Raw genomic sequence first — 21839 nt, forward strand, 5'->3', positions numbered from 1 at the left:
CCATACGATTGCAGCGGTGGCAATGCCCAGCCCTGCCATGATCCCCGCTTTACGCCCTCCCTGTACAGTACGCGTGGCAGTTAACAGGACAGCGGATCCCGGAATTAAAAAGAGGCCGATCACAACGGCCAAAAATGCTCCCATGGTAGTCCAATCAAACATGTGCTCTCCCTCTTTGTATCGAATATTCAAATTCTCATCCTATCATAAACGATGTGCAGCAAGAACGATACGGTTTAGGCTTACTTTTCGGCTTCATGCGCTCGTGGCGGAAACAAAATGGTGATGGTCGTTCCCTCCCCCACTCTGCTATCCAACGAAATGATTCCCTTGTGCGCCTCCACAATCCCTTTCACAATCGTCAACCCCAATCCTGCTCCACCGCGTTCCCTTGCTCGCGAACGATCTCCCCGATAAAAGCGCTCAAAGACGTACGGGAGGTCCTTTTGATCGATGCCCGTGCCGCTATCCTTCACTTGCAAGCGGACCATCGTACTCGGTTTGTCTACCGTGACTACGACTTCTCCTCCCGCTGGCGTATGCTTGCAGGCATTCGTCAACAAATTGGCCACGATTTGTGCCAGTCTCTGCCTGTCCCCTTTGATCCAAACAGCGTGCTCGCCTTTGAAGCGAAAATTCACTTGCGCACGGGCAAACGTAGCACTCATGGACTCCGTGACTTCTTTGACAACCTCACGCAGTTCCACTTCTTCACTGCGCATTTGCAAGGAGCCCGACTCCACCTGGATCACCTGATCTAAATCGCGGACGAGACGGCTCAAACGCAGTACCTCAGACCTTGTGCTTTCGAGATTTTTGGGAGTTGCTTCCCATATGCCGTCGATCATTCCCTCTACTTGCGCCAGCAAGGTATTCAATGGTGTTCGCAATTCATGGGCAATATCGGAGGTCAGTCGCTTGCGCAGCTCCTCCTGGTGCTCAAGACTTTGGACCAGGTTGTTAAAAGCAGCGACCAATGACGTAACCTCATCCATGCCACGCGGCTCCGGTACGCGTATCGACAGATTGCCTCGTGCGACTCGTTGGGCTGCGGTACTCACTTGTACGACGGGACGCACCATGGTTCGAGCGAGCGGTATGCTGATGATAATGACCAGGATGAGCAGCACAGCCATCGTCCACAACGTTGTGTTTTTATGCGCCCATTGGAAATGACTTTCCAAGGTCATATACGCACTCCGGTCATCGTGACTAATCACCAGTTGCCCGATCATGACCCCCTTACTGACAAGGGGAATCTTGTCTACACTGTAATTGCTCGTATGAACTGGACGTTTGCCCCACTCGTTCTTCACTTGTTGATGTTGATCGAGGAGTATGATGTGCAATCCCAAGACCTCAGAAACCGCTTCAAGCTTATGATAGGCTTCCGCCCCCCAGCCTTGATTGTCCTGATACGCCTGGAGTGCGACACGGGATATTTCTTGGTTGTGCTGATTTCTCACTTCATTGGCATACATGGAAAAATGAACATCCATTTCCTTTACGGATAACAAGGAGGAAAAAAGAACAGCGCATGCGCCGACTGCCATGATCACAAAGGCGAGCTTTACCCAAATATGCTTCATCGTGGCCTCACTTCTTCATGGGATCGTCAAAGCGATAGCCCAATCCATACACCGTCTTGATATACTCCGGTTGCTTCGGGTCTGCCTCGATCTTTTGGCGAAGATTTTTGATATGCGTATCAATGGTTCGGTCGTATCCTTCGAAATCAAAGCCCATGACCTCACGCACAAGCTCCTCCCTGCCCCACGTTCTTCCCGGATAACGGACAAGCGTTGTGAGCAAGCGGTATTCATTTGGCGTAACCTCCAAAGCGACTCCATTTTTCGTGACTCTCTTCTCATTCATCGATATGGTCAAGTCGCCCACCTCGATGAAATCGGAGAGTGTTGAATAATCGCCTGCACGACGCATGACAGCTCGAACACGTGCTACGAGTTCTCTCGGGCTAAAGGGCTTGATTAAATAATCATCAGCACCAATTGTAAGCCCGCGAATCCGATCCGCCTCTCCACTTTTCGCCGTTAGCATCAAGATCGGGACACGCGACTCTTTGCGAATTTGGACGCAGACTTCTTCCCCGCTCAGATCAGGAAGCATCAGGTCCAAAATGATACAGGTCAATGAAATCGTCGTGGCCATTTCCACTGCTTCCTTCCCTGTTTGGGCGGTCAGAACATGATAGCCTTCCTTTTGTAGATAGGAGGACAATATTTCTAAGATTTGCGGCTCATCATCGACTAGCAAAATGGTAGACATGTGAATCCTCCCTACTCCTCTTGTGTTTGACCCTTTCCTTTTTTCCAGAAAAGCAAAAAGACGAGAGCACCTGCCAGCAAGGCAAAAAGCAAGCGAAACTTGTTTTCACTAAAAGTAATCAGATCATGACCGACAAATGTTTCAAAAACCATCGACGGAACTTTTCCAAGCAAGGTCGCTACTAAAAATTGTGCGAAGGTGATATTCGTCAAAGCCGCACCTAAATTGATTAGACCGGAAGGCATCATCGGATTCAACCGGAGCAAAACGATGGCAAGACATTTGCGAAAACTCGTCGTTCCATTGATGGCATGTACCCATTTGAACGATTTCATCTTTTCGCGCCGATCTGCTTTTTTGATCGTGTAGCGGTAAAGGAAGAAGGCAATGCAAGCACCAGCCACCTCTCCCGTCAAAGAAATCAAGAACCCTCCGTACAAGCCAAAAACGACCGCATTCGCACCCGATAAAAAAATGGACGGCAATACACCTGCCACGCTGATCACGATGTTCAATAAAATACTACCGATAATCCCCAGCATCCCCAAAGAACGAATCCACTCTGCTAGGGCTTCTATATTCATTATCCAATCCATCCGTCTGTATGACTCCCCTCTGCCACTCTCTCTCTAGAGTAAACGAAACTTGTGAAGAAATCATGGAAAAAAGCAAAACAGTCGTAGCCTGATCGACTACGACTGCTCGTATGATTTGCTGCATGATTATTCTTCTGAGATCGCGATGTACAAATCCACTTGCGCGTTGTTGGGATCAGCGCAGCGCACTCCGTCATATCGTTCGAAATCTCCGGTAAAAGTCCGCTTGTTCCCCGGTTGATGAGACCACTCCCACACCTTCGCCCACGCTTCCATCACCACTTCTACTATCGGGCCCACGCGAGTCGTAAATACAGCGTAGGTAGAAGCCGGCAGAGTCTTGACAGTGAGCTCAGCAGGAAGCTCACCGTTCTTTTCTACAACGGTTCCTATTAACAAGGAGTACTCGCCTTTCTCGTCACTTTCGTAATCGCAATACACGCCCAGCACAACACCCGGCTCTTTTTGATGGGGAGTTTTGAAGGGATGCTCCTCTTGATAATAACGTTGCCACAGTGCCCCAATTTTCGCATTCGGTCCGCATTCCGCCTCATTAGTTGTCCGAATTTGCAAGCCTGCTATACGCATTTCATCCAGTTTGACAATCGTTGGGTTCATCATTAACCACGCTCCTGTAAGAGTTTGTTTACATGACTTAGTATAACGACCATACCCTGACAACTATCTGTCAACGTTCCAACGATTATTCATAAAGTTTCGCCATTCTTTTTACGGTATCACCAATTCTCTGCCTCACATGCGCAGGCTCATGTACACACAGGGCATCGCCAAAGCTAAGCAGCATTCCCGTTAACCACTCATCGTCTGGCATCTTCGTTCGTACCAGCATCGAGCCATCCTGCATGGTCTCTATTGTTTCTGGCGCAAACATATCCCGTACTCTTACATGTACACGCGACGCAAATTCGAGGACAAGAGAAATGCGCTCTGCTGTATCCCATTCTTCGAGCCATTCCAGTTTATCTACATGATACGGGCGAGGCGAAAACTCCTCTGTCAGCACGGACATGTCTGCAATCCGTGACAAGCGAAACAGCCGATCCTCCTGGCGCTGTAAACAATAGCTATACACGTACCACACATACCCCTTGATAATTAGTGTGACAGGCTCAATGGTGCGTTCTGTCGCATCGCCTTGTATTTTCGTATAGGTGATCCGCACACGAAGTCGCTTCTCGATGGCTTCCCGCAGCTTGTTTACTTTTTCGGCGATCGCAGGTGTACTGCCCCACGGATTAAAGTCGTAAACAACGGGATGTGCACTTCCTTGCAGAGAGGATGGTGCAGTGGTGAGCAACGCTTTTATTTTTTCCAGAAGCTGTCCGATTTGCTTATCGTCTGTGGAGGAATGAACCCCTTTTAGCGCAGCAATAACCGCGACCAGCTCGTCCAAGGATAAGTATTGCCGATCGATCGTGAAATTCTCCATGATTTCGTATCCGCCGCTTGCCCCGGGGTAAGCTACGATCGGAATCCCTGCTGCGTTAATGGTTTCCAAATCCCGATAGACCGTACGCAAGGATACTTCAAAGTGGTCGGATAGTTCACGAGCACTCACGCGACGCTTATTCAACAGCATGATGACAATAGCGAGTAGCCGTTCTACCTTCATGATCGCCCTCACTTTTCTTTTGTGTCAACATAGTGGTGGAGAAGAAAAAGCACAGATCTCTTCGACTCTGACACGCCAGCAGGGGGGATTGACTATTCGTCTCCATTTCAAAAAGGGGACCGTCGAGCCAAAGCCACCCTACGGGCGGAAGACTCTCAAAGGAGAAGTGTTCGACAAGCGTGGTCCCCTTTTTGAAGTTCCGACTGGGTAGGCGTTGTCAAGGTCTGCGAGCCCTGTGCTTTTTCTTCTCTCCAGCTTTGTTGGTTTATCGATACATTTTAAAACCTAAGAGATCATCCGTATAAATGATCATACAAAAAAAGGAATCTGCAGCCTAATCTTGCTGCACATTCCCTTTTTGCCTTGCTTCATTCGAAGCTATACGCCCATACGTCTGCGTTGATTGTTTGGTTTTTTGGTGAGCTGGCTTTTCATCGATTGATTTTTCGCCTTTTGATTCATTGGGTTATTAGCCTGTGCTTGCGCTTGTTTCTTTTCCGCCAATTTGCGCTTCATTGCCTCTTGCAGGCTGATTTTCCCAGGCTTTTGCTCAGTTGTTTCTTTTTCGTTTTGGTTTGGCTCCGTCATGCGTAGCAACTCCTCATAGAAATTGGTTATCTTCTATGTATTCTAGTGCAAGACAGGAGGAAGCGCCAGTGGGAATCTACCCGTTAATTGCCCGAAGCTGGGATAATTTCACTCCACTCGCCTGGTACTTCAAAATTTCCTCCAAAAGCTCTGCAAGGTAAGCACCCGCTTCAATCGGTAGTGTGCCGCCCTTATGAATATTAGAAATAACCGTACGATCCGATTCTACCGTATTGGCATCCGGTTTGTAAATCATGTAAGCACTGAGACTTTCTGCTGTCGCAAGCCCCGGTCTTTCCCCGATCAAGGAAATGACGACCTTGCAATTGACGATGGACGCGACCTGATCCTGAATCCAGACGCGGCCTTTGTGAATAAACACTGGTTTCCCAACACTGATGTTTCGCATGGACAATCCCTGCATCAATGCAGGCAAGAGGTCTGGAATGGTCGCCTCGCATGCAGAGGTGCTCAGTCCGTCCGAGATGACGATTTGCACGTCTTTGTTTTTATCCCCATTCTGCTCCAGCCAGCGAGCGGATTCATCTGATAGCATCCGTCCGGAGTCGAGGTTCATTAAATACTCCTCCATGCTCGTCGCTCTTGAATGAAGGACAGGTAGTTGAAGGCTCTCGATCAGCTCCGGACTGATGGTTTTCATGACCGCATCGCGTGCTGCTGCCTGATCAATCCGAAATTGGAGGTAGCTTCCCGTCTTCATCCGGGTCCCCGCCCGCCCGATTCCGATGCGAGCTGGTGTTCGTTTCATCGCTAGCTCCAATGCTTCTGGATTGTTTGGGTTCATGACTCCGCATTGCTTTTGCTCAGGAAAATGAATAACTCCTTGACCTTTTTTAGACAGCTCATCGATTACGCGCTGAACCAAGTCGTCCATATTGATCTGTTTCATCTTGCTTCCCTCCCCACTCGTTAGTCAAAAATGGTTAAATCGCCTGCACGCTCTGTCAAACGACCATTTTCCATAATGCCCATTTTTTCCAACCATTTCTCGAATTCCCGGAGAGGTCGCAGTCCCAATAGCTCGCGGTAGCTGGCGTCATCGTGGTAGCTCGTGTCCTGGTAACTGAGCATGACATCGTCCCCACCGGGTACGCCCATATAAAAATTCGCCCCAGCCAAAGTCGTCAGCATCCCTGCAATTTCCTGGTCATTCTGATCTGCATACATGTGATTCGTATAAGTCGGAGCGATTCCCATCGGCAAACCATGCAGCTTGCCCATGAACAAGTCCTCCAGATCGGCACGAATCATCTGTCTGCCATCATAAAGGGTTTCTGGTCCGATAAAGCCAGAAACGTTATTGACCATGAACGGCTTCCAATGACGGCAAAAACCGTACGTACGTGCTTCCAGCGTCTGCATATCGACGCCTTCATGGGAGTCCAGCGACACTTCGGAGCCTTGCCCTGTCTCAAAATACATGACGTTTGGTCCCGATGCTGTGCCTTTTCGAAGCATCAAATCCATTGCTTCATCCAAAATCTCCTTGTTCACGCCAAACGCATCATTCGCCCGTTGTGAACCTGCCAAACTTTGGAACATTAAGGAGATAGGTGCACCGCCGCGAAGAGCCTGCATCTGTGTCGTGATGTGCGCCAGTACGCAGTTTTGCGTAGGAATTTCCCACTTTTGCATGAAATCATGTGTCATTTTCAAGAGTTTGGTAACGCTTTCAACGGAATCATTATTGGGGTTAATTCCAATGACAGCGTCGCCTGATCCATAAGACAAGCCTTCCTTCATCGAAGCCAAAATACCATCGGGATCATCGATGGGGTGATTCGGCTGGCAACGGAACGCCAATCTTCCCGGCTCGCCAATTAGTGTATTGCAGTAGGCTTGATGCTTCATTTTTTGTGAGGCCATGACTAGGTCAATGCTGGACATCAGCTTGGCCGTAGCGGAAATCATCTCACTAGTGAGTCCACGGCTAATTCTTGTGAGCTCAGGCATTCCTGTAGAAAACGACAAGATGTACTCCCGTAGCTCCCCTACTGTCCAATTTTTAATCTCATCATAAATAGAGAGATTGATATCATCATAAATGATCCGTGTCACTTCGTCTTTTTCGTACGGAATGACAGGATTTTCATAGATATCACGAAGTTGCATTTCGCTTAATACGACTTTGGCCGCCATCCGCTCCAGTGCGGAATTGGCTGCTAGTTTACTCATGTGATCGCCAGACTTTTCTTCACTTGCTTTTGCCAATACATCACGAACCGAAGTAAACTGGTAATGCTGTTTACGTACAATGCAAGCCAATTTCATCTCTAGCTTCACTCACTTTCTTTTCAACTTTCCGTAAACTCTATCTCATGGAACGTAAAAAAGCGCTTCGAAACATAAGACGAAATGCTCGCCTTGGTCCAAGCGCCGTTGCTCTTCCTACGATTCACTTTTTTGCGTTCATTGTTTGCCCGTAAGCACGAACTCCACTGCCGGTAGCAGTTCTTCTTCCATGACGGGTTTGACCAGATAGGCACATATCCCTTTCGCTTTGGCTTGCATGACCATGTCCTTTTGACTGTAAGCAGTCAAAAGAAGGATAGCCGCGTCCGAATGCTCTCGAATAATCCCAGTCGCTGTCAAACCGTCCATAATTGGCATTTTGACATCCATAATAATGAGATGCGGGTTCCACATTTGCGTCAATCGAACGGCCTCTTTGCCGTTTTTTCCTTCAGCTACGACGTTATATCCCTGCTCTTGCAACATCTCGACCAGGTCCATACGCGTTATGGGGTCGTCGTCTATGATGATGACTCGATAATGCTGACGCAATACTCCACCTCCCGATCACCATTGAACGGATGTGCCAACTGCTCATCATTTTCATACGCAACCGACGCCGTTGTCGGTTTATCGCATATTTCTGAATACGTCTATTATATCTATATTTTCTGGCTAATTCCAGCTTAAATCCAGTCCAAGAGCCATTCGTTTCTCCTAAAACCGCCCCTCTTACGGTACGCTTCTCGACTGTGCCTGTCTCCGCTTTTTAAAAATCAATGTACGATTTTCGGCTGCAGTCATTTTGGGTGAGCGATACAATGAAAATAGAAAAATGGAGGAGGAAAAGAATGATATCGGCCGAGATGAAGTCCGAGTATTATCAGGCGTTACTGGATAAAAATTCAGAATATGAAGGTGTCTTTTTTGTTGGAGTCAAGACTACCGGCGTATTCTGTCGACCGACATGTCCAGCAAGAAAACCTAAGTTTGTTAATTGCGAGTTCTTTGATCATGCCAAACAAGCACTACTGGCCTCATTCCGGCCCTGCCAGCGCTGCCGTCCGCTTTCACATCCCAATCATGTTTCAGAGCTCGTGCGTCTGCTAGTAAACGCTGTAGAAGAGAACCCCGAGCAACGCTGGACGGAAAAAGACTTTCAACGATTATCCGTGGACGCTGCAACTGCGCGCCGCCAATTCAAAAAGCGTTTTGGCATGACGTTCGTCGAATATGCAAGGGCGCGACGCATGGGAATTGCGCTGAAAGAAATCAGAGAAGGAAAAGCAATCATCGATGCCCAACTATCCTCCGGGTACGAGTCCAGCAGTGGTTTTCGAGACGCATTTGCACGAATCATGGGGGCAGCACCTACTCTTCTTGGAGATCATCATGTCTTAAAGGCATCGTGGCTGGATACAAGACTCGGTCCGATGATAGCCATCGCGGATGAAGAAGCGCTCTATCTACTTGAATTCGTTGACCGCCGCGGCTTGGAACGAGAAGTTGAACGACTTAGACTAAGAACGAAGTCTGCGATCATCCCTGGTTCTACAGCGCCAATCCGTTCAATTGAGCGTGAATTAGAGGAGTATTTTGACGGAAAGCTAACTCAATTTACCACGCCTTTGTTTTTGTGCGGATCGCCTTTTCAAAGAATGGTTTGGGAGCATTTACAAACGATCCTCCCCGGTCAAACTTCATCCTATTCCGATGTTGCAGCCGCTATTGGGAAACCAAGCGCCTTTCGTGCTGTCGCGCAAGCAAATGGTGCGAATCAGTTAGCGATTGTCATTCCTTGTCACCGTGTCATCAACTCCAATGGTGATTTGGGTGGATACGGAGGAGGACTTTCACGCAAGCGCTGGCTGCTTCATCATGAAAAAGAAACACTCTGCCGCAATTAAAGAAAGATAGCTGGAAGGAGAAGAAAATAGCCCATCAGTCCGGATGAGCAGTGCTTCTCGTCCAAATGGATGCCTACACGCCTTGCACGCAAAAATGCCCTCGCTTACGCAAGGGTATTTTTGTTCTTACTGCGCTTTTTCCGTTATTTTTTGACGTAGGTTATCTACGAGCTCGGACATTTTCACTTCGCCCAAAATCTCCTCCATGGCATGCTGTGCACGGGTCAGAATCAACTCCAGCACAAACTGTATATTCGCTCCCACTGGACAATCGGGATTCGGTTGCTCATGGATGTGAAAGAGTTGCCCTTCTTCCACGACATCGACTGCACGGTAAATCTCCAGAAGCGTGATTTGATCCAGTTCCTTGGCGAGAGAAGCGCCGCCAGCTCCGGCACGTACGTTCACGAGCCCTGCCTTCTTCAACAGCCCCAGCACACGTCGGATCACGACCGGATTCGTATTCACACTACCTGCGATCCATTCGGAAGTGCAATGCGAATTAGAATCAATGGAAAGCAGTGATAAGATGTGGACCGCAATGGAGAAACGGCTGCTAATTTTCATACGTTGTCACCCTTTCGTTGTAATGATTATAGTTACAGCACATGCGAGAAGTCAAGTTAACCATACCGTCACATTTCGTCTCGTCGAACTTTTATTCATTCTACTATAATGACTGTGTCAAGTGTTCCCGTAATCTGGAAGGAGTGTTGACAAATGATGCTTCCACAAATTGAAGTTACGCCTGCTACAGCCTTGATCGATGTTCCCGTCCATATTACACTCAGCGGGTTTGTCCCGAATCAATTAATCACCTTTCATGCCACTCTGAAAAATGGGTTGCCTGGAGGAGATTTGACTGCATCCTCCCATGCCATCTTTCAAGCGGACGAAAATGGCTCAGTCGATTTGGTTTCTCAAGCCCCTTTGTTTGGTACTTATGAGGGAATTGATCCGATGGGGTTGTTTTGGTCGATGAATGTACAGACCATGCGTTTTTATCATGCTTATTCCCTGGACGACTTTCAGTTCACCCCACGCTCCACCGAGATAGAATTAACGGCAGAAGTCTACGATAAACCCGTAGCGAAAGCAGTCGTGAAACGTATTTTTGTCTCCCGCGACGTCTCGATACAGAAAGTGACAGACTATGGCTTGGTCGGTCTGTTTTTTTCAAAACCCCACACAGAGCAAAGACCCGCCATTGTCGTACTTGGTGGAAGCGAAGGTGGAATTGGTTCCTGCTCACAATTCGCTGCTTTGTTCGCCTCTCACGGCTATCCGGCACTAGCACTCGCTTATTTCCAATGCAATGATCTTCCTGACGATATTCGCCAGATCCCGATTGAATATGTTCAACGCGCCATTCATTGGCTACAGCAGCAGCCCTCCGTACATCCTGATAAAATTACGTTATTCGGACGTTCCAAAGGAGCAGAATTGGCATTAGTCACAGCATCGATCGATCAACACGTACATGCTGTTATTGCTTCGAGTCCCAGCTCTACTGTTTCTATCGGGACGGATAGGGCATTCGCTGGATCAGACACGTTCTCCCCGCAATCCTCTTGGTCGTTTCAGGGTGAGCCTCTTCCTTTCGTGCCGTGGACAGAGGAGCAGACAAAAGTCTCACAGGAGCGGCTCGACGCAGGTCAACGGATTGATCACATTCATGCCGAAGCCTGGGCTGCTTGTGAGTGGTTAGAAGATGCCGAAATCCCGGTAGAAAAAATCAATGGCCCGATCCTCCTCCTCTCCTCGGATGACGATCATTGGTGGCCAGCAGCAGAGCATTGCGAGCAAATAGTGCAACGGCTCAAGGAGTATCAGTTTGCGCATTCAGTGGTGCATTTGCGTTACGCGGATACAGGACATGGAATCCGCTTTCCTTACATCCCTACTACCCGCACACAGCTCAATGGTGGTACGCCCAAAAACAACGCCTACGCATCCGAGCACTCTTGGCGTGAGGTTGTTCAGTTTTTGGAACGGACTTTTCCAGCGTAAAAAACAGGGAAAGCCTACTCGCATGACGAAGTAGGCTTTATCTATCATTTTAGAAAGGATGTATCGCCCTATGGACTGCCTATTTTGCAAAATTGTAAACGGAGACATTCCCTCTAAAAAAGTGTATGAGGACGAGCATGTCTTGGCTTTTCACGACATTAATCCAGTTGCCCCTGTGCACGTCCTGATGATTCCGAAAAAGCATATTCAATCCGTTCTGGCTATCGAGCCTGAGGACAAGGAGCTGATCGGTCACCTTCATCTGTCGCTGCAAAAAGTAGCAGAGACAATGGGCGTGAACGAGGATGGCTTCCGTATCGTGACCAACATTGGCAAACACGGACAACAAACCGTCTTCCATCTGCACTACCACCTCATCGGAGGCAGACAATTGGAGTGGCAGTTCTAATCAATAGCAGCTACTACTCCCTTTGAGAGGCAATGTGGCGGGCGATACCTTCACCGTGAAACCTTCCATTTTCGATAAAAATGGCGTTTGCGTGATGGCCCGCCGCAATAACTCCCGCTATATAGAGACCTGGAATGTTCGTCTCCATCGTCTCAGGATGATGCGCAGGGATTCCCGTTTCCTCTTCAATCATGACCCCTAACGAATGAAGGAAGGTACGATCCGGACGATATCCAATCAAAGAGAACACATGGTCATTGGCAAGTGTAATGACCTCCTCCCCTGTTTTCACCTTGATGGAACGCTCCTCAATGCTCTCGACTGTTGCACCGAATAGCATGCGGATGCGTCCTTTTTTGATCAGACTCTCAAAAACAGGTCTTGTCCATGCCTTGACCTTGTCAGATAGCTCCGTTCGGCGGCAAATGACCGTTACTTCTGCTCCTGCCCGCTCCAGCTCCATCGCCGCGTCTACGGCAGAGTTGTTCCCCCCTACTACCGCTACTTTCAGTCCTGTATACGGATGTGCCTCCTTGTAAAAGGACGAAACCTTCGGCAACTCCTCGCCTGATACATGCAGCCGATTCGGATTGTCAAAGTAACCTGTGGCGATCACCAAGTTTTTCGCTTCGTACGTATGTGTTTTGGAGAATCGGTCTGTTGTCGTGACTTGAAAGCCAACTGGCGTCTTCTTCGCTTCCGTCACCGTTTCATATACGTTCACGCGCAATTTTTCTCGCGCTGCTACCAGTCGATAGTAATTGAGTGCCTCCTGTCTGGTCGGCTTGTCGTTCGCCGTTGCAAAAGGGACGCCCCCAATCTCCAGTAAATCAGGTGTGCTATGAAAAACCATATACGTCGGGTAGCGATAAACCGAATGGACAAGAGACCCTTTTTCAATAATGATGGGATCAAGTCCAGCTCGCTTGCAGGCAATTGCCGCTGCCAGTCCACAAGGCCCGCCGCCTACAATCAGTACGTCTTCCATTTCTCTCCGCCTCGCTTCATTCTCTCTATTCTTATTCCTCCATCATATCATATCGCATTTCCAGAAAAAGAGTTCGGGCACCTCTCCAAGGTTTCTACCAATATCTGACCAATGAAAGAATGGTTCTCTCTCCTTATACTGGATGTATGATGAAAAAACAAAACATACATATCTGGTTAGTCTCCTTTGCTTTTTTGGTGTACGGTCTCTCTTTTGCTATCGGAGTCCCTGCATCCACAGCATCGACGAAAAATTTAAAAGATATCGCAAACAGCTATGCGAAAGAGCAAATCCGTTCGCTACAAGCGGCAGGTGTCATCGCTGGGGATGAAAACGGGTATTTTCACCCGACTCGCCCGGTGACGCGTGCTGAGTTTGTCGCGATGCTCACACGAACGCTCGGTATAAAACCGGTGGCCAGCAACGTCGCCGCCTATTCGGATGTCCCGAAAAGCTCTTGGGCATACGGGTATGTACAAGCTGCTGCTGGACTTAACATCGCGAATGGCATCGGTCCTACTACGTTTGCTCCGAAGCGGACGATCTCTCGCGAAGAGGCCGCTGCGTTTCTCGTACGCGCACTGGAACAAAGCATTTCGCCTTCTTACCAGTTGCCCGTGAAGGATGCCAATGCGATTTCGAGCTGGGCACGCGCCTCTGTCAGCCACGCCATGCAGAAAAAATGGTTGGTTGGCTACAATGGCTACTTCCGGCCGACTCACGCACTATCGAGAGAAGAAACCGCTGTTATTTTGCATCGAATTCAGGAGAATCTGAAGAAGCAAAACGTTACAGCAAAACCGCTTGTCTCTCTCGGATGGCAATACCAATCCACGACAGAGGAGTTCATTGCACAAGTAAAGAAAAGCGGAGTCAACACGCTGTCCCCGCGTTGGTACTTCCTGCAAAAAGACGGAACGATCAGTGACTCTACGGATACTTCCCTTATCCAATGGGCACATGCGAATGGCAAACAGGTGTGGCCGCTATTCGGGAATAAATTTGATCCCGCTGCTACCCACACCATGCTGTCCGATCCCAATAAACGAAAAGCAGCCGTGCAAAAGCTTACTTCGTTTATTGATAAGTACCAGCTAGATGGGATTAACATCGATTTCGAAGGGTTCTCCCCTGCGGATCGTAACAACTTCACCTTGTTTATTCAGGAGCTGGCGACTGCTCTTCACGCAAAAGGTGCTGTCCTATCTGTAGATATTCCGCCTGATGGTGATTCAGACTGGAGTGACCCTTTTGATTTTGCTAAACTAGCAAAGTATGCGGATTATTTAGTCGTAATGGCCTATGAAGAACATTGGGTAGGCGGGTCAAAAGCAGGCTCCGTGGCATCCCTGCCTTGGTTTACGAAAGTCATTACCGACCTGCTTGACGAGGTTCCGACCCAAAAGCTGATCGCCGGGATGCCTCTTTACACACGCGACTGGTACCAATCGAATGGGACATTGAAATCAACAGATATCAGCATCCCTCAGTCTTACCAGTTGCTCTCGCAATACAGAGCAAAAACAGTGTGGGACGATAAAGTTGGACAATACCGGTCGACGTATCAAAAGCAAGGCGTCACGCACACGATTTGGCTGGAAGAAAGCCGGTCGATTGGGCTGAAAGCTCAGGCTAGTCTGCAATGGCAAATTGGAGGGCTCGCGTACTGGTACGTTGGTTCTGAATCAACGGATATGTGGACAGCCATTGCTAATTCGATAACCTTAAAACATGCACGTGAAAAACTGTAAGAATCATGAAAAGAAGCGCCTTCGTCCGGCTACAGCCATGGCAGAGGCGCTTCTTTTTGTTTAAGCGAGGCAATTCTCAATAAGTCCCGGATGAGCCTGCGCCTCCAGGATGTTTGGGCGCCTCGACGACTTCGTCCTTCGATGCTTTACGAGTCTCAAATAAATCGATGCTTCCTGCTGCATGCGTCCCCAGTACTTTCAGTTCTTTATTTTCCACTTCCTGATTGTTTTGTTCAGTCAATGTGATCCCCCCGAATGCAAGTTAACAGTAGTTTGTCTCCTTTTCACGATTATTAGACGATCTTTGGTTTTCTGCATGGGATTGTCCTTCTTTCTTCATACTGAAAGGGAGTAGAAGGAGGAAAGGTTCTTGCCGGATATTTTGATGAGCCCTGAATTAAAAAGAAAAACAGAAGAAGCTATCCAAGGCCTCACATTCACGAAAAATTTCCGTTCTGCAACAGCCGAGGAATGGTATCTGTTTTTGCCAGGTTACCGAGATCCGCAAACAGAAGGGGCTTGCGGAAAAGTATTCATTCATTACGATTTGATTGGAAATCGGGATGTGTTCATCAACACCACCGTGATTTTCGATGACCCCAAACTGTATGACCCTGCTCTGCACCCACTAGTCTACGCAGTGGTAGATGAGGCCGTCAATCGTCTGGTGGGCTATGCAAATACGTTGCTCTCGGTACATGCAGGCTTCAATTCTTACTCGGCTGAATATGTGAGTTAGTACCACTTTGCAAAATGTCCGTTGGATTATCTTGTAGCTCGAGAAGGGAAACACGATGCAAAACAATGATGAAGATTTGCTTCAGGCAGCCGGGGTGGTCGGAATATCGAGATACCACGCACCGGCTACGATAACATGTTTTAAAGCTCAGTTGATATCTCCGCCTAATCTTTTCTCTATTTTTTTCCTGAATATCCATTGATTCTATACAAACACTATCAAAGGTTGACAGTAACCCAATTCGATTTCAGGAGGCCATTATGCAACGATTTGCTGCTCATGAGTTTTTGGAAACACAAGAAGCACTCCGCTCCAAACACGCCGCGATTGAAATGCACGGAGTACTTGCCGAGATGGCACAGGACCCTCAATTAACAGGCATCATTAACAGACATCAGCAAATGATCATGAACGCCTACCAACAAGGAATTAGCCTCTTGCAGGGAAAAGGCTTCAACATTGCACCAGCTCCTATTCAATTGCGTGTAGCACAACCTACAGCAGTTGGTCTTAATAATCCGCAGATGGCTGCTCCCAACCCACACCCGACACGCTTGTCAGATATGACGATTGCTACCCTGATGCTGAACTGGCATAAAGCGGGTTCGGCAATTGGCATGCTCTGGGCGGCTGAGTGCGTAGATCCAGGTATCCGGCAATATCATGTAAATGGCGCAAATGCTTGCCAGCAAATGGCTTATGAAACCTGGCAATACATGAATGCCAAAGGCTACTACCAAGCTCCGCAGCTTGCCGATCACACGATGAACACGATGATTAACGCCTACCAACCTCAACAACAAATGCTCCTGTAAGCCAAAAAACCGTCCTTGTTTGGACGGTTTTCCTCTTATTCTTGGCATGACACGATGTGTCAGCGATCTCGAACGGTCTCGGTATTATTAGACCAACCCCAGCTTTCTATTGCTTGTTCCTCTGCACCACTGCCCTTCGCATCCGGTAGACTTTTGATGAGCTGTCCTTCTCCGTCTTGCTTCGAATGCTTGCCCTGCAAGTTTTTTGGCATGTCCATGGCTCTACCCCTCTCTTTTTTCGTTGGCTTGGGCTAGTTACTCTGGAGAATATCCCTCGGATTCGTTCAACAAGCCCTCATACTGGGTAATCGCGGAAATCAAATCTGGATGGGTATCTCTGTTTGTCTCAGCCAGCTTTTTCAGATCGAAATACACTTCTGATAATCGAAAGAGAGGGTCGTTACGGTCAGAATCACCACTCGTTGCAGATTGTGTCACTACCCCATTCGTTTGCAAATAGAAGGTTTCTGCCGGGACATTTTCAATCTCCTGCTTCACCTCTTTTATCACAGCCTGCAACCGTTCTGGCATCATATCGTTGTGTTTCTCGAATTTTTCAATAATCGTAAGGATGTAATCCTTTTTGCTCATCGATCTCGTTCATCCTTTCCTTCAAGCATGTTTGGTTAATGTGCCCGTAGAACAGGAAAGGCATTCAAAAGTCTTGCACGGTGCATGTGATTGCACAAACAAAAAAACGGCCACCTCTCTCGCATCACGTACAAGAAGAAGTGGCTGTTTTCCTTTTCCCTATTCGTTTATCCGACTTGCTGGAGCAACTTTCCCCGCAGTTTTGCGAGCATGTCCTCAGTCATTTTGTCCAAGTCGTACTCCGCTTTGAAGCCCCACTCTTGCATGGCAGCCGTAGCATCAATGGAGTTCGGCCAGCTATTGGCAATCGCCTGACGCACAGGGTCAACTTCATATGAGAGCGTAAACTCAGGAATGTGTTTACGGATTGCTGCTGCTACATCTTCTGGCTCAATGCTCATCGCAGTCACGTTGAACGCATTGCGGTGAATGAGCTTGGAGGCATCTGCTTCCATAAGGGAAACAATTGCATTCAGCGCATCAGGCATATACATCATGTCCATGTACGTGCCTTTGCCGATGTAGGACGTATATGCTCCATGCTGGATCGCCTTGTAGTAAATATCTACTGCGTAATCGGTCGTACCACCACCTGGAGGCGCTACATACGAGATCAGACCTGGGAAGCGTACACCACGCGTATCTACCCCAAATTTTTGATAATAGTAATCGCAGAGCAACTCACCGGATACTTTATTTACACCATACATGGTCGTAGGACGTTGAATCGTGTCCTGCGGCGTATTGTCCTTTGGTGTAGTCGGACCAAATGCACCAATCGAGCTCGGCGTAAAGAACTGGCAGTTCAACTCACGCGCTGCTTCCAGAGCGTTTACCAGCCCGCCCATGTTCAGGTTCCATGCCAAGAGAGGCTTTGCTTCAGCAGTTGCAGACAACAGGGCAGCCAAATGCATGATGGTATCTACGCCATGTTTCTTCGCCAGCTCAAACATCCGGTTCCCGTCTGTGACATCAAGAACTTCGAATGGACCCGATTGTACGACAGGATCATCTTCGTTTTTCCGGATATCTGTGGCGATGACTTGATCCGCTCCGTAAATATCGCGTAATTTCATGATGAGCTCGGAACCAATTTGTCCTAACGCCCCGGTTACCAGAATTTTTTTCATTTCAGGATCCCCATTTCTTTCCCAACTTTTTCGTAGATGCTGAGGGCACGATCCAACATTTCTTTGCTATGTGCCGCTGTTGGCATATTCCGTACACGGCCCGTTCCTTTTGGTACAGTCGGGAACACGATCGCTTTCGCGTACACGCCCTCTTCATACAGTCGCTTGCTGAACTCTTGAGTCTGTTGTTCGTCTCCGATAATGCAAGGAGTGATAGGCGTCTCGCTCTCCCCGATATTGAAGCCGAGTTCTTTCAATCCTTTTTTGAGGTAATGTCCGTTATCCCACAGCTTGTCGTGCAGCTCGGTGCTGTTCATCAAAATATCGATAGCCGCAATGGAAGCAGCCACATCCGCTGGAGTTAACGACGTCGAGAACAGGAACGGTCTGCTGCGCACTTTGAGCCAGTCGATCAGCTCTTGGCGTCCCGCTACATAACCGCCGACTACCCCAATTGCTTTGGAAAGTGTTCCGATTTGGAAGTCGATTTTATCAGACAAGCCAAAATGCTTAACCGTTCCTGCCCCTTTACCGAGAACACCAGAGCCGTGGGCATCGTCTACATACGTAATCAAGTCATATTGTTCGGCTACCTCTACGATTTCCGGCAGCTTGGCAACATCGCCATCCATCGAAAATACGCCGTCGGTAATGACCATCAGCTTTTTATATTTGCCGGATTCTTTCGCTTCCTTCGCTTTCGCACGCAAGTCATCGATATCGGAGTGATTCACACGAATAATTTGCGCACGAGACAGGCGGCATCCATCAATAATGGAAGCGTGGTTCAACTCGTCAGAAAGAATCGCATCATCCTTGTCCATGACAGCAGAGATCGCAGCCATGTTGCAGTTAAAACCAGATTGGTAAGCAATAGCGGCTTCCGTGTGCTTGAAGGCAGCGAGCTTTTCTTCCAGCTTCACATGCAAGTCCAAGGTTCCGTTAATTGTACGTACAGCCCCTGCCCCTACGCCGTATTTGCTTGCTGCTGCAATCGCAGCGTCCACAAGGCGTTGATCAGTAGCCAAGCCCAGATAGTTATTGGAGGAGAGGTTGATCAGTTCTTTTCCTGCAATCGTAATGACAGGACCGTTTGCGCTTTGCAAGGGGTCAATGACGTTGTACAGTCCCTTGCTCTTCAAATCTGTCAGATTTTCATGTAAAAAATGTTCAAGTGTTTTGCTCGCCAACGAGAATCCCTCCATTATTCATCCATCGATTAGTAAGTTCCACAAAAACAATTGTTCACGCTGTATGGACACATCATTGTGATAAAATTCGCATAAAATCAACTTAATCTACAAACATTTTACCACCATTTACTTAAAACGTCCACATCACAAAGACATATTGTTAACGCTTTCAATCATTTTCCTTTTGATACTGTCATCTCTCCTACTTTCTCCTTTTGCCGTAATTCGTAGACTCCTGAAAATGAAAAAACCACTCTCTAGCTTCCTATGAGCAGATCGTGGCCTTTTCTTCATTTTTTTGCCTTTTGTGATTTTAAGATACCAGGCTTGTTGTCGATCGTACGCACAAAACCGTTCGTTTCGAAGCGATGCGTCATCAAGGACTCTACTGGTCTGCCATTTTGAAAATGCTCTTCCACCAACATCTGTGCATCCTCTGGCGTCACGTTTTCATACCAGATTCCCTCAGGGTACACGATCATCACGCATGCGTCCTCACATCGCCCGTTGCAGCGTGTGCGAGTTGTATGTACATAGTCATCCAAGCCTGCGTTGGTAATCGCTTCACGTATCGCTACCGTAACCTCTTCGCCACCCTTGCGCATACAGCTTCCACCATTACAGATCAGCACGTGATGCTTTGTCTGAGATAAGTCCCATGTTGCCACTTCATATCCACTCCGTTCTTGTCCAATATCCATCCACACTCCCCATCATGACGGTTTCTTGCTCAATTTGCAATTCCCAGAACGTTTGGTTTTTGATAGAATATATGTTCGTATACGATTTACAAAAAGATGTTGGTGGTGAAAGCATGTCCGTTACCAAACAGCGCGATGCCTTGCAGCTTTTGCAAACAGTCGGCTCCTACCCATGGTATGTCGAAAAGTTTATTGAGCATAAAAAAGCAAAAAAGAATTCCCCCTCCACCTTGCTTGGATACCTTCGCGATTTCTCTTTTTTCTTTCGCTGGATGATGACAGAAGGATTGAGTACCGCGGCGGATATGAAGGACATTCCGTTAAGAGACTTGAATGACTTGAAGAAGGAAACGGTTGAAAGCTACATCTTATACTTGCAGGAGTCGCATTTGTATGAGCGATCTGCTTTGCTCTCGAACCCTACCAAAAGTGCGAAGAAAGAGTACAGCGACCGTACGATCAGCAGAAAAATATCGAGCCTGAAATCGCTTTTTCATTACTTATCCGCTCTCGCTGAGGATGAGAATGGGGAATCGTATTTGACGCGGAATGTACTCGCCAAAATCGAGCTGGAGATCACGGAGCTGACTCCCCTCGCGCGCGCCCATGCCATTCGGGCAAAAATCCTGATTGACGACGAAATCTATCAGTTCGTCGATTTTGTCTACAACGGATATCTAGCCCATTGTGATACGGAGAAAAAGAAGCAGTATCACATGCAAAACCGCGACCGGGATACTGCCTTGATCGCGATGATTCTCTCCGGCGGCTTCCGGGTGTCAGAGATCGTCAGTCTCGATCTATCCGACATTATTATGGAAAAAAACCAGTTGAAATTGATTCGCAAAGGAAAGAAAGAGGACGCTCCTTTTTTCAGTGACTGGGGCAAGGAGTACTTAGCTAAATACTTGCAGGTGCGTGACAAATACAATCCCGAACCGCAAGAGGACGCTGTTTTTCTCGCTGTTTCCCCCACCAATCCGAATGGGCATCGCATTGAAGTGCGGTCTGTCCAAAAGCTGGTCAAAAAGTATGCCAAAGCATTCGGCATCCCCGATTTGTCTGTCCATAAGCTTCGTCACAGCTTTGCTACACAGTTTCTCCGATTGAACCCTGACCCCCATCAGCTCCAAGCACAACTGGGGCACTCTAAAATTGAAACGACCATGCAGTATGCCCATGTATTAGAAGATGCTTTGGGCAAGGCTGTGAACCGAACGACGTGAGAATCCCTCAACAGGAACAAGTGACCAATTTGCATACCACTACGGACTGGTCACTTGTTTCGTGCTTTTTCTACTTCCATCTACATCCCAGCGGGCCGCGCCAAATGCATGCTTGACCGGTTCCATAGCAAAAATCCCCTGCCATCCAGACAGAGGATTTCATTACATTCGTTTATTTTGCTGCGCGTTTGGCAGTAGGAACAACGTAAATTCGCTCGCTCTTTGCCAATGTACTTTCGCTTTGATCGATCACTTCCAATTCGTTCATCCGGTCCAATACAACCGCTTGCCGTTCTTTGGCTCGGTCCCAGTTCTTTACCGGGGAGTAACGCTCTGGTCCTTTCGGTAAAGAAGCCAGCATTGCCGCTTCTCCCAGTGTTACCGCTCGATCCCCTGTTTCTGTTGCTTTTTTTCCGAAGTAAAAGGGAACAGCCTCGCCAATCCCGTATTTTCCGTGCCCGAAATAAATAACGTTGAGGTACATTTCGAGCAGTTCTTTTTTGCTGTATCGCTGTTCCAATTGCAAAGCGATCGCGATTTCCTTCCCTTTTCTGGTCATCGTTTTGTCGTTCGTCAGAAACAGGTTCCGCGCCAACTGCATGGTAATCGTACTTCCGCCCTGCACGTAGGCACCTTCCTTGATATCCACCCAGATTGCTCGACTCAATCCAATCGGGTCAACCCCTGGATGCTGCATAAACCGATGATCCTCTATCGCAACGAACGCCTTCCACACATGGTCGGGCATTTCGTCCAGCTTTACATAGCTATTGGATTGCTGTACAGCAGCCAGCTTTTTTTCGTCTATCCATATATTCCCTGTCCACGCAAGCACGATCGGCGCCAGAATGGCTGCCATTATAATCACGAGAAAACTGATACGCAGTCGTTTTTTCCAACGAACACCGAGATTCTTTATGCTCTTGGGCACGCTTGCCGCTTCATACAAGTCGGTGTTTCTTCCTAATGGGATTGGAAGGTGGTTCATGCTGCATTCCCCCTTGCCTTGCTTCTACTCACATT

At 48.0% G+C, this 21839-nt stretch carries 25 protein-coding genes and 1 pseudogene; 7 read left to right on the plus strand and 19 right to left on the minus strand.

Translation table 11 applies throughout. The features are described from left to right. Positions 1–3 precede the first annotated feature (3 nt). The 10 genes and pseudogenes from ASG16_RS24305 to ASG16_RS24355 all read right to left on the minus strand — a co-directional run. Positions 4–162: pseudogene (locus tag ASG16_RS24305) on the minus strand (LysE family translocator); the annotation flags it as partial. A gap of 80 nt (positions 163–242) precedes the next feature. After that, positions 243–1589 carry a HAMP domain-containing sensor histidine kinase gene (locus ASG16_RS24310; protein WP_056493119.1) on the minus strand — a complete coding sequence of 449 codons (1347 nt, stop codon included), beginning with the start codon at positions 1587–1589 and terminating at the stop codon, positions 243–245. Between the two features lie 7 nt (positions 1590–1596). Then, positions 1597–2286, minus strand: coding sequence for a response regulator transcription factor (locus ASG16_RS24315; protein WP_048032763.1), 690 nt, complete (start codon positions 2284–2286; stop codon positions 1597–1599). Positions 2287–2297: 11 nt separating this feature from the next. Continuing rightward, positions 2298–2882: a TVP38/TMEM64 family protein gene (locus ASG16_RS24320; RefSeq protein WP_056493116.1), complete on the minus strand. Its 585-nt coding sequence runs from the start codon at positions 2880–2882 to the stop codon at positions 2298–2300. Positions 2883–3008: 126 nt separating this feature from the next. Further along, on the minus strand, positions 3009–3503 hold the full coding sequence (locus tag ASG16_RS24325) for a GyrI-like domain-containing protein (RefSeq protein WP_056493113.1): 495 nt from the start codon (positions 3501–3503) through the stop codon (positions 3009–3011). 82 nt (positions 3504–3585) lie between these two features. Beyond that, the gene (locus ASG16_RS24330; protein WP_056493110.1) at positions 3586–4515 is read right to left on the minus strand and encodes a helix-turn-helix transcriptional regulator; all 930 of its coding nucleotides are present in this window, start codon (positions 4513–4515) and stop codon (positions 3586–3588) included. A gap of 378 nt (positions 4516–4893) precedes the next feature. After that, the gene (locus ASG16_RS24340; protein WP_056493107.1) at positions 4894–5103 is read right to left on the minus strand and encodes a hypothetical protein; all 210 of its coding nucleotides are present in this window, start codon (positions 5101–5103) and stop codon (positions 4894–4896) included. A gap of 76 nt (positions 5104–5179) precedes the next feature. Beyond that, positions 5180–6013: an ethanolamine ammonia-lyase subunit EutC gene (eutC, locus tag ASG16_RS24345; RefSeq protein ID WP_048032758.1), complete on the minus strand. Its 834-nt coding sequence runs from the start codon at positions 6011–6013 to the stop codon at positions 5180–5182. A 20-nt stretch (positions 6014–6033) separates the two neighbouring features. Continuing rightward, positions 6034–7395, minus strand: coding sequence for an ethanolamine ammonia-lyase subunit EutB (locus tag ASG16_RS24350; RefSeq protein WP_056493104.1), 1362 nt, complete (start codon positions 7393–7395; stop codon positions 6034–6036). Positions 7396–7533: 138 nt separating this feature from the next. Then, positions 7534–7908 (minus strand): response regulator, encoded by a 375-nt coding sequence (locus ASG16_RS24355; protein WP_007727358.1) that lies wholly within the window; start codon positions 7906–7908, stop codon positions 7534–7536. Positions 7909–8207: 299 nt separating this feature from the next. Between ASG16_RS24355 and ASG16_RS24360 the strand changes: the two genes are divergently transcribed. After that, entirely contained in the window at positions 8208–9263 is a 1056-nt protein-coding gene (locus ASG16_RS24360; protein ID WP_056493100.1) for a bifunctional transcriptional activator/DNA repair enzyme AdaA, read from the plus strand. Between the two features lie 126 nt (positions 9264–9389). Here the strand turns inward: ASG16_RS24360 and ASG16_RS24365 are convergent, their stop codons facing one another. Then, positions 9390–9830: an Rrf2 family transcriptional regulator gene (locus ASG16_RS24365; RefSeq protein ID WP_056493098.1), complete on the minus strand. Its 441-nt coding sequence runs from the start codon at positions 9828–9830 to the stop codon at positions 9390–9392. Between the two features lie 153 nt (positions 9831–9983). Here ASG16_RS24365 and ASG16_RS24370 point away from each other — a divergent pair, with 153 nt between their 5' ends. Together ASG16_RS24370 and ASG16_RS24375 are read left to right on the plus strand one after the other, a co-directional pair. Then, positions 9984–11273: an acyl-CoA thioesterase/bile acid-CoA:amino acid N-acyltransferase family protein gene (locus tag ASG16_RS24370; protein WP_056493096.1), complete on the plus strand. Its 1290-nt coding sequence runs from the start codon at positions 9984–9986 to the stop codon at positions 11271–11273. A 70-nt stretch (positions 11274–11343) separates the two neighbouring features. Next, positions 11344–11682, plus strand: a complete 339-nt coding sequence (locus tag ASG16_RS24375) for a histidine triad nucleotide-binding protein (RefSeq protein WP_007727375.1) — start codon at positions 11344–11346, stop codon at positions 11680–11682. Between the two features lie 13 nt (positions 11683–11695). Here ASG16_RS24375 and ASG16_RS24380 read toward each other — a convergent pair whose 3' ends face one another. Next, positions 11696–12670 carry a YpdA family putative bacillithiol disulfide reductase gene (locus tag ASG16_RS24380; RefSeq protein WP_056493094.1) on the minus strand — a complete coding sequence of 325 codons (975 nt, stop codon included), beginning with the start codon at positions 12668–12670 and terminating at the stop codon, positions 11696–11698. A gap of 146 nt (positions 12671–12816) precedes the next feature. Between ASG16_RS24380 and ASG16_RS24385 the strand changes: the two genes are divergently transcribed. Beyond that, positions 12817–14421, plus strand: a complete 1605-nt coding sequence (locus ASG16_RS24385; RefSeq protein WP_241970828.1) for a glycosyl hydrolase family 18 protein — start codon at positions 12817–12819, stop codon at positions 14419–14421. Positions 14422–14497: 76 nt separating this feature from the next. Here the strand turns inward: ASG16_RS24385 and ASG16_RS31055 are convergent, their stop codons facing one another. Then, positions 14498–14662: a hypothetical protein gene (locus ASG16_RS31055; protein ID WP_173628646.1), complete on the minus strand. Its 165-nt coding sequence runs from the start codon at positions 14660–14662 to the stop codon at positions 14498–14500. A 129-nt stretch (positions 14663–14791) separates the two neighbouring features. On the opposite strand from ASG16_RS31055, the gene ASG16_RS24390 reads away from it, so the two are divergent. Both ASG16_RS24390 and ASG16_RS24395 read left to right on the plus strand, forming a co-directional pair. Beyond that, positions 14792–15160, plus strand: coding sequence for a hypothetical protein (locus tag ASG16_RS24390; RefSeq protein WP_082517272.1), 369 nt, complete (start codon positions 14792–14794; stop codon positions 15158–15160). Positions 15161–15420: 260 nt separating this feature from the next. Beyond that, positions 15421–15975, plus strand: a complete 555-nt coding sequence (locus ASG16_RS24395; protein WP_056493088.1) for a spore coat protein — start codon at positions 15421–15423, stop codon at positions 15973–15975. A gap of 59 nt (positions 15976–16034) precedes the next feature. Here the strand turns inward: ASG16_RS24395 and ASG16_RS31060 are convergent, their stop codons facing one another. The 5 genes from ASG16_RS31060 to ASG16_RS24415 all read right to left on the minus strand — a co-directional run bounded on the left by ASG16_RS31060 (position 16035) and on the right by ASG16_RS24415 (position 19557). Beyond that, positions 16035–16193, minus strand: a complete 159-nt coding sequence (locus ASG16_RS31060; RefSeq protein WP_198674268.1) for a hypothetical protein — start codon at positions 16191–16193, stop codon at positions 16035–16037. Between the two features lie 37 nt (positions 16194–16230). Continuing rightward, positions 16231–16566: a hypothetical protein gene (locus tag ASG16_RS24400; RefSeq protein ID WP_056493085.1), complete on the minus strand. Its 336-nt coding sequence runs from the start codon at positions 16564–16566 to the stop codon at positions 16231–16233. Between the two features lie 167 nt (positions 16567–16733). Next, positions 16734–17696 carry an L-threonine 3-dehydrogenase gene (locus tag ASG16_RS24405; RefSeq protein WP_056493081.1) on the minus strand — a complete coding sequence of 321 codons (963 nt, stop codon included), beginning with the start codon at positions 17694–17696 and terminating at the stop codon, positions 16734–16736. Then, positions 17693–18886: a glycine C-acetyltransferase gene (locus ASG16_RS24410; RefSeq protein WP_017248237.1), complete on the minus strand. Its 1194-nt coding sequence runs from the start codon at positions 18884–18886 to the stop codon at positions 17693–17695. The genes ASG16_RS24405 and ASG16_RS24410 overlap by 4 nt, the downstream gene beginning before the upstream one ends. A gap of 293 nt (positions 18887–19179) precedes the next feature. After that, complete coding sequence (locus ASG16_RS24415; RefSeq protein WP_056493358.1) at positions 19180–19557, minus strand: (2Fe-2S) ferredoxin domain-containing protein; 378 nt, start codon at positions 19555–19557, stop codon at positions 19180–19182. Positions 19558–19703: 146 nt separating this feature from the next. On the opposite strand from ASG16_RS24415, the gene xerS reads away from it, so the two are divergent. Then, positions 19704–20816 carry a tyrosine recombinase XerS gene (gene xerS / locus ASG16_RS24420; RefSeq protein WP_056493079.1) on the plus strand — a complete coding sequence of 371 codons (1113 nt, stop codon included), beginning with the start codon at positions 19704–19706 and terminating at the stop codon, positions 20814–20816. Positions 20817–20988: 172 nt separating this feature from the next. On the opposite strand, the gene ASG16_RS24425 is transcribed toward xerS, so the two are convergent. Further along, positions 20989–21804, minus strand: a complete 816-nt coding sequence (locus ASG16_RS24425; RefSeq protein ID WP_056493076.1) for a transglycosylase domain-containing protein — start codon at positions 21802–21804, stop codon at positions 20989–20991. Positions 21805–21839: the final 35 nt, after the last annotated feature.

This window comes from Brevibacillus sp. Leaf182 (assembly GCF_001423865.2).
Lineage (GTDB): Bacteria > Bacillota > Bacilli > Brevibacillales > Brevibacillaceae > Brevibacillus > Brevibacillus brevis_C.